Source organism: Candidatus Karelsulcia muelleri (genome assembly GCF_028673255.1).
Lineage (GTDB): Bacteria > Bacteroidota > Bacteroidia > Flavobacteriales > Blattabacteriaceae > Karelsulcia > Karelsulcia muelleri_D.
In genome coordinates this window covers 43,579-58,124 of sequence record NZ_CP110504.1, presented here as the reverse complement: position 1 = coordinate 58,124, position 14,546 = coordinate 43,579, and the positions used below count along the sequence as shown (strand labels likewise).

The 14,546-nt window shown below is 25.2% G+C and carries 27 protein-coding genes, 1 other RNA gene and 1 pseudogene; 1 reads left to right on the top strand and 28 read right to left on the bottom strand.

Going from position 1 to position 14,546, the window contains the following annotated elements; translation table 11 throughout:
• Window positions 1-3 precede the first annotated feature (3 nt).
• Window positions 4-1,038 (top strand): annotated as a pseudogene (mutL, locus tag ONB78_RS00920) (DNA mismatch repair endonuclease MutL); the annotation flags it as partial.
• A 589-nt stretch (window positions 1,039-1,627) separates the two neighbouring features.
• On the opposite strand, the gene rnpB reads toward mutL, so the two are convergent.
• From rnpB to rpsJ, 28 genes are all read right to left on the bottom strand, one after another.
• Window positions 1,628-1,944: RNase P RNA component class A (gene rnpB, locus ONB78_RS00375), an RNA gene on the bottom strand.
• A 59-nt stretch (window positions 1,945-2,003) separates the two neighbouring features.
• Window positions 2,004-2,894 (bottom strand): 16S rRNA (cytosine(1402)-N(4))-methyltransferase RsmH, encoded by an 891-nt coding sequence (rsmH, locus tag ONB78_RS00370; RefSeq protein WP_274096052.1) that lies wholly within the window; start codon window positions 2,892-2,894, stop codon window positions 2,004-2,006.
• Between the two features lies 1 nt (window position 2,895).
• On the bottom strand, window positions 2,896-3,276 hold the full coding sequence (gene rplQ, locus ONB78_RS00365) for a 50S ribosomal protein L17 (RefSeq protein ID WP_337992636.1): 381 nt from the start codon (window positions 3,274-3,276) through the stop codon (window positions 2,896-2,898).
• Window positions 3,260-4,372, bottom strand: a complete 1,113-nt coding sequence (locus ONB78_RS00360) for a DNA-directed RNA polymerase subunit alpha (RefSeq protein WP_274096050.1) — start codon at window positions 4,370-4,372, stop codon at window positions 3,260-3,262. The genes rplQ and ONB78_RS00360 overlap by 17 nt, the downstream gene beginning before the upstream one ends.
• Before the next feature lie 5 nt (window positions 4,373-4,377).
• The gene (gene rpsD, locus ONB78_RS00355; RefSeq protein WP_274096049.1) at window positions 4,378-4,947 is read right to left on the bottom strand and encodes a 30S ribosomal protein S4; all 570 of its coding nucleotides are present in this window, start codon (window positions 4,945-4,947) and stop codon (window positions 4,378-4,380) included.
• 15 nt (window positions 4,948-4,962) lie between these two features.
• Window positions 4,963-5,319 (bottom strand): 30S ribosomal protein S11, encoded by a 357-nt coding sequence (gene rpsK, locus ONB78_RS00350; protein WP_274096048.1) that lies wholly within the window; start codon window positions 5,317-5,319, stop codon window positions 4,963-4,965.
• 11 nt (window positions 5,320-5,330) lie between these two features.
• Window positions 5,331-5,714 (bottom strand): 30S ribosomal protein S13, encoded by a 384-nt coding sequence (gene rpsM / locus ONB78_RS00345; protein WP_158380355.1) that lies wholly within the window; start codon window positions 5,712-5,714, stop codon window positions 5,331-5,333.
• A 3-nt stretch (window positions 5,715-5,717) separates the two neighbouring features.
• Window positions 5,718-5,834, bottom strand: a complete 117-nt coding sequence (rpmJ, locus tag ONB78_RS00340; protein WP_274096047.1) for a 50S ribosomal protein L36 — start codon at window positions 5,832-5,834, stop codon at window positions 5,718-5,720.
• A gap of 4 nt (window positions 5,835-5,838) precedes the next feature.
• Window positions 5,839-6,054 (bottom strand): translation initiation factor IF-1, encoded by a 216-nt coding sequence (infA, locus tag ONB78_RS00335; protein WP_158380357.1) that lies wholly within the window; start codon window positions 6,052-6,054, stop codon window positions 5,839-5,841.
• Window positions 6,055-6,091: 37 nt separating this feature from the next.
• A complete protein-coding gene (rplO, locus tag ONB78_RS00330) occupies window positions 6,092-6,544 on the bottom strand; it encodes a 50S ribosomal protein L15 (protein ID WP_274096046.1) in 453 nt (150 codons plus the stop codon).
• Window positions 6,545-6,571: 27 nt separating this feature from the next.
• Entirely contained in the window at window positions 6,572-7,045 is a 474-nt protein-coding gene (gene rpsE / locus ONB78_RS00325; protein WP_274096045.1) for a 30S ribosomal protein S5, read from the bottom strand.
• Window positions 7,046-7,048: 3 nt separating this feature from the next.
• Window positions 7,049-7,354: a 50S ribosomal protein L18 gene (gene rplR, locus ONB78_RS00320; protein ID WP_186821683.1), complete on the bottom strand. Its 306-nt coding sequence runs from the start codon at window positions 7,352-7,354 to the stop codon at window positions 7,049-7,051.
• A 10-nt stretch (window positions 7,355-7,364) separates the two neighbouring features.
• Window positions 7,365-7,913: a 50S ribosomal protein L6 gene (gene rplF / locus ONB78_RS00315; protein WP_274096044.1), complete on the bottom strand. Its 549-nt coding sequence runs from the start codon at window positions 7,911-7,913 to the stop codon at window positions 7,365-7,367.
• Between the two features lie 20 nt (window positions 7,914-7,933).
• Window positions 7,934-8,332, bottom strand: coding sequence for a 30S ribosomal protein S8 (gene rpsH / locus ONB78_RS00310; protein WP_274096078.1), 399 nt, complete (start codon window positions 8,330-8,332; stop codon window positions 7,934-7,936).
• A gap of 16 nt (window positions 8,333-8,348) precedes the next feature.
• Window positions 8,349-8,618, bottom strand: coding sequence for a 30S ribosomal protein S14 (rpsN, locus tag ONB78_RS00305; protein ID WP_274096042.1), 270 nt, complete (start codon window positions 8,616-8,618; stop codon window positions 8,349-8,351).
• Window positions 8,619-8,627: 9 nt separating this feature from the next.
• Entirely contained in the window at window positions 8,628-9,167 is a 540-nt protein-coding gene (gene rplE, locus ONB78_RS00300; protein WP_158380361.1) for a 50S ribosomal protein L5, read from the bottom strand.
• Window positions 9,164-9,502 (bottom strand): KOW motif-containing protein, encoded by a 339-nt coding sequence (locus ONB78_RS00295; RefSeq protein WP_274096041.1) that lies wholly within the window; start codon window positions 9,500-9,502, stop codon window positions 9,164-9,166. The genes rplE and ONB78_RS00295 overlap by 4 nt, the downstream gene beginning before the upstream one ends.
• Window positions 9,503-9,513: 11 nt before the next feature.
• On the bottom strand, window positions 9,514-9,882 hold the full coding sequence (rplN, locus tag ONB78_RS00290; RefSeq protein ID WP_274096040.1) for a 50S ribosomal protein L14: 369 nt from the start codon (window positions 9,880-9,882) through the stop codon (window positions 9,514-9,516).
• Window positions 9,857-10,117 carry a 30S ribosomal protein S17 gene (gene rpsQ / locus ONB78_RS00285; RefSeq protein WP_274096039.1) on the bottom strand — a complete coding sequence of 87 codons (261 nt, stop codon included), beginning with the start codon at window positions 10,115-10,117 and terminating at the stop codon, window positions 9,857-9,859. The genes rplN and rpsQ overlap by 26 nt, the downstream gene beginning before the upstream one ends.
• Window positions 10,114-10,470, bottom strand: a complete 357-nt coding sequence (gene rplP, locus ONB78_RS00280) for a 50S ribosomal protein L16 (protein ID WP_274096077.1) — start codon at window positions 10,468-10,470, stop codon at window positions 10,114-10,116. The genes rpsQ and rplP overlap by 4 nt, the downstream gene beginning before the upstream one ends.
• Window positions 10,467-11,174, bottom strand: a complete 708-nt coding sequence (gene rpsC / locus ONB78_RS00275) for a 30S ribosomal protein S3 (protein ID WP_274096038.1) — start codon at window positions 11,172-11,174, stop codon at window positions 10,467-10,469. Before rpsC ends, rplP begins: the two co-directional genes overlap by 4 nt.
• 1 nt (window position 11,175) lies before the next feature.
• Entirely contained in the window at window positions 11,176-11,511 is a 336-nt protein-coding gene (locus ONB78_RS00270) for an uL22 family ribosomal protein (RefSeq protein WP_274096037.1), read from the bottom strand.
• Complete coding sequence (rpsS, locus tag ONB78_RS00265) at window positions 11,504-11,812, bottom strand: 30S ribosomal protein S19 (RefSeq protein WP_274096036.1); 309 nt, start codon at window positions 11,810-11,812, stop codon at window positions 11,504-11,506. The genes ONB78_RS00270 and rpsS overlap by 8 nt, the downstream gene beginning before the upstream one ends.
• Window positions 11,813-11,823: 11 nt before the next feature.
• Window positions 11,824-12,651 (bottom strand): 50S ribosomal protein L2, encoded by an 828-nt coding sequence (gene rplB, locus ONB78_RS00260; protein ID WP_274096034.1) that lies wholly within the window; start codon window positions 12,649-12,651, stop codon window positions 11,824-11,826.
• A 1-nt stretch (window position 12,652) separates the two neighbouring features.
• Entirely contained in the window at window positions 12,653-12,970 is a 318-nt protein-coding gene (gene rplW / locus ONB78_RS00255) for a 50S ribosomal protein L23 (RefSeq protein ID WP_158380370.1), read from the bottom strand.
• Between the two features lie 7 nt (window positions 12,971-12,977).
• Complete coding sequence (rplD, locus tag ONB78_RS00250) at window positions 12,978-13,625, bottom strand: 50S ribosomal protein L4 (protein WP_274096033.1); 648 nt, start codon at window positions 13,623-13,625, stop codon at window positions 12,978-12,980.
• On the bottom strand, window positions 13,603-14,250 hold the full coding sequence (gene rplC, locus ONB78_RS00245; protein ID WP_274096032.1) for a 50S ribosomal protein L3: 648 nt from the start codon (window positions 14,248-14,250) through the stop codon (window positions 13,603-13,605). Before rplC ends, rplD begins: the two co-directional genes overlap by 23 nt.
• Window positions 14,244-14,543, bottom strand: a complete 300-nt coding sequence (gene rpsJ, locus ONB78_RS00240; RefSeq protein WP_274096031.1) for a 30S ribosomal protein S10 — start codon at window positions 14,541-14,543, stop codon at window positions 14,244-14,246. The genes rplC and rpsJ overlap by 7 nt, the downstream gene beginning before the upstream one ends.
• Window positions 14,544-14,546: the final 3 nt, after the last annotated feature.

Below are 14,546 nucleotides of genomic sequence, written 5' to 3'. Positions count from 1 at the left end.
ACAATGAAAAATAAGCTACAAATTTTACCACACCAAGATGCAAAGAAAATTTCAGCAGGATATGTAATTAAAAGACCCTCTGCAGTAGTAAAAGAATTATTAGAAAACTCAATTGATGCAAAGGCAAAAAATATTCAATTGATATTATCAAATGGTGGAAAAGATTTAATTCATGTCATAGATGATGGAGAAGGTATGAATCCTTCAGAAGCAAAAAATAGTATTAGTAGATTTTATACTTCAAAAATTGAATCTCTTAAAGATATAAAATATATAAATACTAAAGGCTTCAGAGGCGAAGCTCTATACTATATTTCTTTGGTTAGCAATATAGAAATATACACTAAAAGAAACAACTCAGAATTGGGAGTATTCTTAACTTTAGCAAATAACAAAAGAAAATTTAAAACTGTATTATTGAAGAATTTAGTAAATGGTACTAGTATATATGTTAAAAACTTATTTTACAATTTTCCCAATAGAAAAAACTTTTTAAAATCTTCAACAATAGAATTAAGATATATAATATCAGAAGTTCATAAGATAGTTCTTTCACACCCTTATACAAACTTTTTAATTATGCATAATAATAAGAGAATTACACGTTTTAAAAAATCAGATATAAAATCTAGAATAATTGAAATCTTTGGCGATTATTATCAGAATGTCTTAATAAAAGTGATGAAAAAAGAAAAGTTATTTCTTATAAAAGGATATATCACTTCTACAAGTTTTTTTAATACTAAAGTTAATAATTCTTATTTATTTGTTAATAATAGATATGTAGTAAACAAAAGAATTCACACCGCCATTATTAGTGCCTATAACGGGATAATAAGCAAAAGTAATAAACCAAATTATTTTTTATTTATAAATATTCCACAACCAAAAATTGAAATCAATATTTGTCAATCAAAAACAAAAATACTCATTAAATCAGAAGCAGAAATTTGTAAAAAGATTAATATAATAATTAAAGAATCTTTAGGACTAAAGGATGTTTTTAAATGCTGGAATAGCAATAAGAGCAATTACTCGAAAGAAAATACTTTGAAAGAAGTTATTAAGAAAATTGATTTTCAGCAGGTTCCTTATAAGATATATAAAAAAAAATATATATTCTGTCTTTTAGATTTTGGAATTTTAATAATTAATAAAACTCTAGCATCTAATATAATTTTAGATTATAACTTTAAAAAAGAAATAAAAACAAACAAAAGGTTAGATCACCCGATTAAGTTAGAGAGTTTTACAGATTTTACAATTTATAAAAAGGATAAACAAGATGAACAACGAAGACAAGCAGGAATTATAGAAATTTTCAAACACTTTGGTTTTCAAATAAAAGGTTTTGAAATTACTTCTGCTCCTAAGTTTTTAAAAAGAATATATTTATGTAGGTTATTATATGATCTGTATCTTTCTTTGTCTAAGCTTGATTACAAAAATGAGAAACAAATTTCAGAATTAATATCTCAAAAGCTCTACCACTATTACAAGTTAGAATTTACAAAAAATATCGCGTTTTTAGAAATAAGTAAACTCATTACCAAAATAGTAAAACTTGAAAAAGTACGATATAAATTATATAACAAAATCTTTTACTTCTTAGATATAAATAAGATATTTTTAAAGTATGTCTATAAGCCAGATTCTGTATAATTTATCATTTATCTAGTATAAAAGTTACCTTTTCTCTCTATCTGCCTACCCACCATTATAATAGTTATGGAGAAACTATACTTTTTTCAAAAAGTTTCTGGTATATTTGGCATTTCACAACACAGAGTTTACATGATTTCACTACAGCTCAACTGTATATACTTTCTGTTGTACTATTCCTCATCTCACGATGTACGGGTGTTATCCGTTGTGTTCTCCATAATGTGTCCGGACTTTCCTCTTGTTTTGAAAAACAAAACATGCGATAAATCAACATACTTTATAGTTATAAAGTTAACCAAACTTCACAAGTTAAATTGAACAATTAGCAGTACAACAACTTATATTTTTTGTGTAATTCTTAAGATAGCGCTTTTCGCTCTATTATTTGTATATATTTCTTGTTTTGTAGGAAAAATTCTTTTAGTATATCTTTTATGAAATGGAGATAAATTATTCCCTTTCTTATCATATCTAAGAATACCATGTATATTTCCAGTTTTAAAGAAGTTTTTAACTAATCTATCTTCTAAGGAATGATATGAAATAATAGCTAATCTACCACCCTGTTTTAAGATATTTCTTGCTTGTTTAAGGAATTTCTTTAATGCATTTATTTCATCATTTACTTCTATTCTTAAAGCTTGGAATAATCTAGATAAAAATTTAATGTTCTTATTGAATAATTTTACTAAATCAAAAGTAGTGTTAATAAATTTACGGTTTAATAAAATTTTTCTAGAGATTATTTGGGGATTTTTAAATTCACCATATTTATAGAAAATATTATTTAACTCTTCAAAAGAATAAGTTTTTAGAATATTTAAAGCAGACTTGGTTTTCGATAAATCCATTCTCATATCCAAAATGTTATTAAATCTTATTGAAAATCCTCTTTGTGGTGTATCTATTTGATAAGAGGAAACTCCTAAATCTGCCATTATTCCTGAGACATTATTTAGAAGGTTGTTTTTAGAATCTTTTAATATTTTTTTTATTTTTCTAAAATTAGCGTTAAACAATATTATTCTTTTCTCACAAATTTTATTTTTAATAATTGAAAATTGATCTTGATCAAAAGCAATTAATTTACCTTTATTACTTATTTTCTTTAAGATGCTCCTAGCATGTCCACCACTACCAAAAGTAGAATCTACATATATTCCATGAATATCATAAATAAGGTGTTCTATAACTTCAGATAATAAAACAGGTTTATGAAAATATTTCATATTAATTCATGATTTGAATTCTTTCAATAAACTCTACTAGCTCAATAATTGCAATTTCTGAAAAATCTCCTAACCTATTTCCAATTTTAATAATTCTTGTATATCCTCCATTACGTTTGATATTCTTTTTTGATATATTTTTTAAAAGTTCAAAAACAGCAGTTTTATCATTTAATTTTTTAAATACTATTCGCCTAGAATGAGTATTTTGTTTTTTACCTATAGTTATTATAGGTTCAATGAATTTTTTTAAATCTTTTGCTTTAGCCAAGGTAGTTGTAATTCTCTTATGTTTTATTAGTGAAATAGCAAGATTAGTCAACAGGGCTTTTCGATGAGATTTAGTTCTCCCTAAATTCTTAGTTTTATTTTTGTGTATCATTTTTCTTCATCATTTTTCTTAGTTTCAGAATATTTCTTAGCTTTACTATTTGTCTCATTTTTTCACGAAAATTTATTATTCTTTGTTTTTTATTATAAATTTTAATTTTATATTTTGATAAATCCATACCATAAGATAATCCTAATTTTTTCATTTTTTTATTCAATTCATCGAATGATTTCATACCAAAATTTCTTACTTTTAAGAAATCTGATGTCTTAAATTTTACTAAGTCAGCCCAAGTTCTAATTTTAGCAAATTTCAAACAATTTAATGTTCTAACTGAAAGATCGTTTACATTTTCTGATAATTTAGAATTTAAAACTTTTTGCATATATAAAACTTGTATTCTTTCTTTCGAATCTAAAGAATTTGTTGCTTTTTTTTTACCATTATTTTTACCATTAAAAAATAAAGTAAAATGTTGGATTAGGATACTAGAAGCTTTTTTAAAAGCATTTTGGGGAGTGATGGAACCATCAGTAATAATTTCTAGAATCAAACTATCATATTCATAGGAATTATGAACTTCACAATTTTCTACTTTGAATCTTACGTTTATTATTGGACTAAAAATAGTATCAATTGGAATTTTACCTCGTTTCTTCTGAAAGTACTTATTTTTTTCTACTGGAACATATCCAACTCCTTTTTTAATCCCTATAGTAATATTTAAATTAGTATCTAACTCTTTCTTCAAAATTAATAACTTTGGATTCAATACTTCAAAATAAGTAAGAGATCCACACAAATCTCCAGCAGTAATTTGTTCTTTTTTTGTTTTGAAAAATATTGTATAATGTTTTGGTATGTTGTTCGAACCCACACGTTTACTTTTTAATTTAAACCGTATTTTTTTTAAATTTAATATTATTTCAGTTATATTTTCTATTACTCCATCTACATAAGAGAATTCATGTTTTATACCATTAATCATTATATAATATATTGCATACCCTTCTAAATATGAAATTAAAACCCTTCTTAAAGCATTCCCTATAGTAATTCCAAATCCAGGACTTAAAGGTTTGATTAAAAATTTTCCTATATTATTAGAATTTTTTAATACTTTTATCTGGGCAGGTGAAATAATCATCTTTGTTATTTCGAATACAATTCTACCACTAAACGTTCCTTAATCTTTTCGGTAAGTTGGTCTCTCATAGGAATATATTTAAAAATTCCTGTAAGTTTGTTTAACTTAAGTTCTAACTTCAACCAAGACTTTGGTTTTTTCTTTGAGATTTGTTTTATTGTTTCATCTTTTAACTTTTCTTTAACCGAAATTCTATCACCAGGTTTTAATGTAAAAGATGGAATATTAACAATTTTTCCATTTACAAATATATGACGATGAGTGACTAACTGTCTTGCTCCTGGTCTAGTATTAGCAAAATTTAATCTATATACTACATTATCTAACCTTGATTCACATAGTTGTAAAAGTATTTCACCAGTGATCCCCTTTTTTTTATAAGCTTTTTCAAAGATTTTCCTAAATTGTTTTTCTAGTATTCCATAAATATATTTTATCTTTTGTTTTTCTAATAATTGAATAGAATAATTTGATTTATTAAAATTTATTATTTTTGGTTTCCCAGTGGGATATCTTTTGTTTTTTATTCCAAATTTTATCGATCTTTTATTTTTAGGACCAATATATCTCGCCATTTTGTTTATATATATTTATATTCTTCTTTTTTTTGGTGGTCTACAGCCATTATGGGGAATAGGAGTAATATCTTTTATTAGAATTACATTAAGATTACTTAAAGTCCTAATTGCTGAGTCACGGCCATATCCTGTACCTTTAACAATAATATTAATTTTTTTAATCCCCATTTTTTTCCCTTTTTCTACTATATCTTGGGCTGTTTTACTAGCTGCATACGGTGTATTTTTTTTTGCTCCTTTAAAGCCTTTTTGTCCAGCTGAAGCCCAGGCAAGTACGTCACCTTTTAAGTTAGACAAAGTTATAAGAATATTGTTAAAGGTAGAATTTATGTTTACGTTGCAAATAGAACCAGATAATTTATTTTTCATTTTTACTAATTTTATGATTTGTTAATAATTTTTTTTTTATTAGCTATTGTTTTTCTTTTCCCTTTTCTGGTCCTACAATTCGTTTTAGTCTTCTGTCCTCTCACTGTAAGACCAATTTTATGTCTGATACCTCTATAACATTTGAGATCAACTAATCTTTTAACATCTAATTTAATTTCAGTTTTCAACTCACCTTCAACTTTTAGGTTATTATTTATAAAGTTCCTAATCATATTTAATTCTAAATCTGACCACTTATTTACTTTTTTCTTTGGATTCAATTTTATCTGTTCAAATATTTTTTTAGCAATATTTTTTCCAATACCAAAAATATAAGTTATAGCTATAATTCCTATTTTATTTTCTGGTATATTTATTCCAGATATTCTAGCCATGTCTCATCTTTGTTTTTGTTTATATTTAGGGTTAACTTTATTTATAATTCTTAATTTTCCTTTTCTTTTAACAATTTTGCAATTTTGGCTTCTTCTTTTTAAAGATGCAACTTTTTTCATACCTTTAGTATCTATATATTATTCTTGCTTTAGTTAAATCATAATATGAAATATGCAATTTTACTTTATCGCCTGGTAAAATTTTAATATAATTCATTCTCAGTTTCCCTTTTATATATCCAGTTACTATCCTTTTGTCTTTTAATTGTACTTTGAATGTTGCATTTGGTAAAGCTTTTGTAACTATACCATTGTATTTCATATATTTTTCTTTCGTCATTTTATAGCAATGAGTTGCAAAGTTCTGATGTTAGAAATTATAATCTTTCAGTCTTTCCTCCAAGTTTTTGAATCTTTAAAGATGCTTTTTTACTAAACTTATGAGCCCAAATTTTTATTTTGTGAGTTAATTCACCTCGTCCTAATATTTTAAAACACTCTTTTTTTTTTAATAAACCAATTTGTCTCAATACATTCTTGTTTATTAAATTTATTGTTACCTTTCCCATATTTATTATATATTCTATATTGTCTAAATTAAATATTTTATATTTTTTGTTATTTATGTTTTTAAATCCCAATTTTGGAATACGTTTATGCAATGGCATTTGTCCACCTTCAAATCCTAGTTTAATAGAATTTCCAGAGCGTGATTTTGCCCCTTTATCACCTCTAGTAGAAGTTTTTCCTTTTCCAGAACCTTTTCCTCTTCCTAATCGTTTGCCTTTCTTATTTGATCCTATCCTAGGAGTTAACTGATTCAGAATCATGTAAAGTAAATTTTACTTTTACTTAATTTAACCTTCAAAAATATTTTTAATAGTAAGCCCTCTTTCTTTTGAGATAGTATATGCATTTCTAATTTTTGTTAAAGCTAATATTACTGCCCTAATGCAATTATTCGGGTTAGATGAACCATTCAATTTCGAGAAAATATTTTTGACGCCTACTAATTCTAAAACTATTCTAACAACCCCTCCTGCAATTATTCCAGTTCCTTCTGAAGCTGGCGAAAGAAATATATAAGTACTGCCATGCTTAGCTTTTTGTTCATGAGGAATAGTCCCTCCAGTTAATAATATTTGAACCAATCTTTTTTCTGCTTTTGCACCAGCTTTTCTGATTGCATTTTGTGGTTCTTTAGCTTTTCCAACCCCAAATCCTACTACCCCATTTTTATTTCCTTTAACTACTAAAGCTGTAAAACTGAAATATCTTCTTCCTTTGGTAACTTTACAGACTCGTTTTAATGTGACTAATTTCTCTTTCATCTTTTAAAATTTTAAACCAGTTTTTCTGAATCCCTCTGCCAAAGCTTTAACTCTCCCATGATAAAAATATCCATTTCTATCAAAAAAGAAATTATAAATACCGATTGTTTTTGCTTTTTCTCCTAAAATCATACCTATTTTCCTTGCAATTTTATTTTTAGGAATTTTAAAATTATATTTTTTTTTAGAAGAATCTGATAGTAAAGTATGATGATTAACATCATCTATTATTTGAACATAAATATGCTTATTACTTCTAAAGACTGAAATTCTCGGTCTTTTTAAGGTACCAATTTTTTTGGTTTTCATATCATTAATTTTATTTTACTGTCGTTTTTCCAGCTTTTTTCAGAATATATTCATTAATATAACGAATGCCTTTTCCTTTATAGGGATCAGGCTTTCTTAAAGATCTTATTTTTGCAGCAAATATCCCCAATAATTGTTTATCATATGACCTTAAAATAATCCTAGTATTTTTGTTATTTTCATTTTTTATTTCTACTTTTAATTCTTTGGGTAAATTCATGACTATATTATGAGAGTAGCCTAAGTGAAATTCTAATACTTTTTTTTCATTATCTAAAGCAACTTTATAACCCACTCCTTTCAATTCTAATTCTTTTTTAAAACCATATAATACACCTAGTATCATATTATTAATTAGCATTCGGTATAATCCATGTAGAGATTTATTATTCTCTATTCTTTGTATTGTTAGTTTGTTTTCTTCAATTTCTATTTTTAGTTCACCTATTATTTTCATAGAAATGGTTCCAAGAGGACCAGTTACAGAAATTACATTCTTTTTAAGTTTAATTAAAATATTTTTGGGGATAATAATCGTTCTGTTGCCAAGTCTAGACATGAATATTTTTTATTATTCATCTAATATACATAACAAATTATTTCACCACCTATTTTGTTTGTTCTAGCTAATTTATCAGTAATTATTCCTTTTGATGTTGATATAATAGCTATTCCCAAACCATTAATAACTCTAGGTAAATTTTTACTACTTGAATATTTTCTGAAACTTGGTTTACTTATTCTTTTAATATATTTAATTACCGATTGTTTTTTAGGATAAATATATTTTAACTCTACAAGTATGGATTTTTGGTTTTTCTTTATTTCTAAGTTATAATTTACTATAAAACCTTGTTCAAACAAAATTTGAATAATACTTGTTTTTATTTTCGAATATGGTATATAGATAGTATCTTTCTTAGCTATACAACCATTTCTAATTCTTGTTAAACAATCCGAAATTTGATCTGTAATCATCATTATTTCTTTGTTTTTACCAACTAGCTTTTCTTACTCCTGGAATTAAGCCTTGTGAGGCTAATCGTCTAAATTCTAATCGTGAGATACCAAATTTTCGAATATAACCTTTAGTTCTACCAGTGATATTACAAATATTGTGTAAACGAACTGGAGAAGCATTTTTAGGCAATTTCTGTAAATTTATATGATCTACTATATTCTTATAATAAGCTCTTTTTTTAGAATATTTCTCAACTAAAATTCTACGTTTTTTTTGTCTAGCTTTTATAGCTTCTTTAGACATAATTATATTTTATTTTTTAAAAGGAAGACCAAATAAATATAATAAATATTTTGCTTCTTTATCTTTTTTAGCAGTAGTTACAAAAGTAATATTCATTCCTATATTTTGTTTGAAATCTTTTTTTATTTCTGGAAATATAATTTGTTCCCGAATTCCTAAATTATAATTTCCTTTTCCATCAAAACTATTTTTATTTACTCCTTTGAAGTCACGAACTCTAGGTAATGCAATATTTATTAATCTATCTAAAAATTCATACATCCTATTTCTACGTAGAGTTACTTTTACGCTAATCGGGGTTCCTTTTCGTAGTTTAAATCCTGATTCATCACGTTTTGATTTGCAAAAAATTGCTTTCTGTCCAGATATTAAAGAAATATTTTCCATAGCATTATTTAAGGTATTTTTATCATATATATTTATACCTTGATTTATTACTATTTTCGTTAATTTTGGAATTTGCATTATACATTCATATATAAATTTTTTGTTTAATTTTAATTTAATATTTTCATTATATTTTATTTTCAATCTAGGTGAATAATTCATTGTTTATTTTTAATATTTTCTAACGACCTAATCTTTAAGAAATTCTTGAATTCTTCTCTCGAAAATAAATAATTTAATTCTTTATTCATTTTTATCATCTTTCTTAAGACATTGTTTAATATTTTAAATTTCTTAGCATTTAAAAAATTCTCCTTATTAAGAATAGGTCTATATATTACAAGTAAATTAGAGAAATCCATTTCAATTAGTCTATTGACTTCTTTGGTTAAAAGTTCTACTAACGCTCTATTTTTTATAATCTTTATAACTTGCCCTTTCTTTCCTTTATGATTACCACTTTTAAGTAAAATATTATCTTTCTTTTTAATTGTCATTTTTAATCTTATTATAAAACTTCTGATGCTAATGAAATTATTTTCATATATTCTTTTTCTCTTAATTCTCTTGCAACTGGACCAAATACTCTAGTTCCTATAAGTTCTCCACTTTTTGATAATAAAACACAGGCGTTCTCATCGAAACTTATATATGATCCATCCTTGCGTTTCACTTTATATTTTGTTCTAACCACTACTGCTTTTGTCACTTGTCCTTTCTTTATTTTAGATCCAGCAATTGAATTTTTAACTGTTACTACAATAGTATCTCCAATAGAGGCAGCTTTTTTTTTCGTGCCTCCTAATACACATATTAATAAAACTTTTTTCGCTCCAGAGTTATCTGCAACATTAAGAATTGATTCTTGTTGTAACATTTGTTTTAATTATTTTCAAGAAATTCCAACGTTTATTCTTACTTAATGGTCGTGTAAAAATTATTTCTACGGTATCACCTGTATTGGACTTATTTTGTTCATCGTGAACCAAATATTTTCTTGTATAATAAATATTCTTTTTATAAATCTTATGTTTCCTTTTTACTACTTCACCTACTACTCTGGTTTTATTCATTTTCTCACTTAATATTACTCCAAGTTTTTGTTTTCTCATAAACAAATTAATTTTGTTCTTATTGGCAATTTATTAGCAGCTAATCTTAAAGCTTCTTTTCCTATTTCAAAAGTTACTCCATCTATTTCTATTAAAATCCTACCAGGTTTTACCACAGCTACCCAATGGTCTATAGCACCTTTTCCTTTTCCCATTCTAACTTCTTGAGGCTTTTTTGTAATAGGCTTATTAGGAAATATATTTATCCACAATTTTCCTTGTCTTTTCATATATCGTGTAGCAACTATACGAGCTGCTTCTATTTGTCTATCTGAAAGCCAAGCTGTGTCTAAATTCTTAAGTCCAAATATACCAAAGTTAAGTTTTGTACCTTTTTTAGCATATCCTTTTATTCTTCCTTTTTGGCTTTAACATAAGTTAGTTTTATTTTTTTTTTAGGAATTCTATTTAATATATATAATTCTTTTTTACTATATACTACTCCTTTCATAATCCATACTTTAAGCCCTAGTTTTCCATAAGTAGTATGAGCTTCATAAGTTGCATAATCTATGTTAGCCCTAAAAGTAGAAAAAGGAATTCTTCCTTCTTTATAAAATTCAGTACGTGCCATTTCAGTTCCATTTAAACGACCCGAAATTTGGATTTTTATCCCTTCTACCTTTTTCCGTAATGCAGAATATATCGCAAACTTTATAGCTTTCTTATAAGATAGACGATTTTCAATTTGATTTGCAATGTTTTTTGCAATTAAGAGAGCATCTACTTCTGGTATCTTTACTTCTAGTATATTAATATTTATTTGTTTCTTATTAATTCCTTGTTTTAAAATTTTATTAATTCCTTGTTTTAATTTTTCTATTCCTAATTTTCCAATAATTATTGCAGGTCTTGAAGAATAAATGGTAATAAAAATTTTAGAATTTGTTCTTTCTATGTATATAGATGATAAAAAACCTTTGGCTAATCTAATATTTAGATAGTTTCGTATTTCTAAATCTTCTTTAAGCTGCTTAAAATTTTCACTATACCATCTGGATTTCCAGTAAGTTGATATTCCTAGCCTATTAGATATAGGATTAACCTTTTGTCCCATTTTATTTTTTAAGTATCAAAATCATTTTAAAAAATTGTTTTTTTATTTTATTAGCTCTACCTTGAGGTGCTGGCCTAATTTTTTGAAACATTATGCTTTTGTTAATTATAATATTTTTTAGATATACATTTTGTTTTTGTGATTCTATTTTATAAAAATTCTGCTTGTAGGCATTTAAAATTATCTTTTTTAAAAATATAGCTCCTTTATTTTGAAGATTTCCCAATAAATTTATTATGTATTCAATATTTTTAGATTTAAGTATATTAATTAATTTTATAAGCTTAATTTGGGAATAATTAATATTATTAGATTTATAATACAACTTTTTAAGCATTCCTTGGTTTTTTTTTTAAAGGCAAACTTTTTTGTATTTTTTTAGCTCCAGAATGACTACGAAAATTTCTAGTATGAGAAAATTCTCCTAATTTATGTCCTACCATATTTTCTGAAATATAAATTGTAATGAATTTTTTACCATTATGAACTGCAATTGAATTTCCTATAAACTCTGGAGTTATTGTTGAAGATCTTGACCAAGTCTTTATTATTTTCTTTGTTTTTAATCTATTGTTTATTACAATTTTTTTAATCAATTTGTAATTAACAAATGGCCCTTTTTTCAATGAACGTGGCATACTTATTCTTATTACTTATTTTTTCTTTTTCTTATAATATATTTATTGGTTTTTTTGTTTTTTTTACGGGTTTTAAATCCATGGGAAGGAATTCCATTTCTATTTCTAGGATGTCCTCCTGATGCTTTCCCTTCACCTCCTCCCATACCATGATCTACTGGATTCATAGCCACACATCTTGTTCTAGGTCTTTTTCCTAACCTACGATTTCTTCCAGCTTTTCCTGAAATTACTAATTTATGGTCTTGATTTGATACTGAACCAATAGTTGCCAGACAATTAGATAATACCATTCGTGTTTCACCTGATGGTAATTTCAAAGTACAATATTTTTCTTTCTTCGCAATTAATTGTGCATATGTTCCAGCACTACGAGCTAATTCAGCGCCGGCATTAGGATATAGTTCAATACAGCAAATAATACTTCCTAAAGGGATATTTTTTAAGAACATCGCATTTCCTATTTTTGGTTTCGTAATTTCATCAGATAATATTTTGTTTCCGACGGTAAGTCCTTTAATAGATAAAATATATTTTTTTTCACCATCTAGATAATGTAAAAGTGAAATAAAACAAGATCTATTTGGATCATATTCTATAGATTTAACTAGAGCAGGAATTCCCATTTTTTTTCTTTTAAAATCTATAATTCTATATTTTTTTTTATGTCCTCCTCCGATATATTTCATCGTAATTTTTCCAGTATTATTTCTTCCTCCTTTTTTCGAAAGCCCAAAAACAAGACTTTTTTCGGGTTTTTTTTTTGTTATTTCAGAAAATTTATTTAATATCTGAAACCTTTGACTTGGCGTAATGGGTTTTTTTATATTAATTGGCATATTAAAAATATTTTACTTGAAAAAAAGCCTTTTTAAATTTTTGTTTTTTTCCTGCAAAAGTTTTTTTTAATATTCTTTTATTAATCTTTTTTTTATAATAAATATTAGTATGTAACTTTGTTATATTTATTCTATAAACTCTATTTAAATATTTTGAAATATCTTTTTTATTAAAATAAATCGGAAATAAAAAAGTATAATAATTATTTGATATGTTACAATATATAGCTTTTTCAGTTATAATTGGTTTAATTTTTTTACTTAAGTTTTTCTTTATATATTCCTTGTAAAAAAAGAGTTTTTTTTTATTTTCACTCACCTTTTTTTTATTTCTTAGTTAACATATTTTCTAAATCTGTTACTGAATTTTCTTTAATTATCAAGTAATAAGCTTTGGCTATATCATAACTGTTTATTCCATTTCTTATATTTATAATTTTTACATGTTTCAAGTTTCTACAAGAAAAATATAGATTTTTATCGATTTTATTAGTAATAATTAAGATTTTTTTTTTAAAACTTTTTATTTTTATTAATATTTTTATTATTTTTTTAGTTGAAATATATTTTAAGAGAAAATCTTCAATAAGTTTAATTTTTTTATTTCTTAGTTTTTCAGAAAATAAAATTTTTCTAGCAATCTTTTTAATCTTTTTATTTAATTTTAAATTATACTTTCTTTTAACAGGACCAAAAATTCTACCACCGCCAACAAATAAAGGATTTTTTATATCTCCTTTTCTTGCATTCCCACTTCCTTTTTGGTTCTGAATTTTTTTATTACTTCCTTTAATCTGACTTCTTCCTTTAGTTTTATGACTTCCTTGTCTTTGAGCTGCTAAAAATCTTTTAATTTCTAAATAAATTATATGGTTTTTAGTTATTAGATTTATATTCTTTTCAAGCAAATTCTCATTAAATATTATTTTTCTTCCAGTTTTTAAACCATTTTTATTCAAAATTTCTAGTACCATTTTTAAAACAAGTTTTTTTTATTAATAAATAAGAATTTGTTGGACCTGGTATTGCCCCTTTTACTAGTACTAAATTTCTAGTAAGATATATTTTTAATATCTTTAAATTTTTTATTGTTATTCTTTTTCCACCCATTCTACCTGCCATTCTAGTACCCTTAAAAACTCTTGATGGATCAGAACCTGCACCAATAGAACCAGGTGCACGAGAACGATTATGTTGACCATGTGTTTTTTCGCCAACTCCGGAAAATCCATGACGTTTTACAACTCCTTGAAAGCCTTTCCCTTTAGCTATTCCTACTATGTCTACGTTATCATTTTCTTGAAATAAATCTACTTTTATTACATCTCCTGGAGCATTTAAAAAATTTCCTGCAAATTCAAATATTCTTTTCTTCGGAGATGAGTTAAATTTCTTAAAATGGCCTACTAAAGGTTTATTAGTATTTTTCTTTTTTTTTTCTTCATACCCTAGTTGAATAGAAGAATATCCATCTTGTTTTATACTCTTTTTTTGTAATACTGTACAAGGTCCAGCTTTTATTACTGTACAGGGTATACAGTAACCTAATTCGTTAAAATAACTAGTCATACATATCTTCTTGCCAATTAGCCCTAACATATTTTGGTTATTTCTAATTTCACACAACTAGGGATATAAATTTTTTTTAAAACATTGTATTTTACATTATATACAAAGAAAAATCTTTGATGGATGTACAATTTAAATTGTTCTCTGGATTTTTTATGCACATGTGGAGATCTTAATATTGTATATATTTTTTTTTTAGTTGGTAAATGAATTGGTCCATTTCCTTTTATATTGTTCTTTGAAATGTAATTCATTATTTGTATGACTGATATGTTTAATACAAACCCGTAAAATGCTTTTATTTTAATTTTATAATTCAACATATT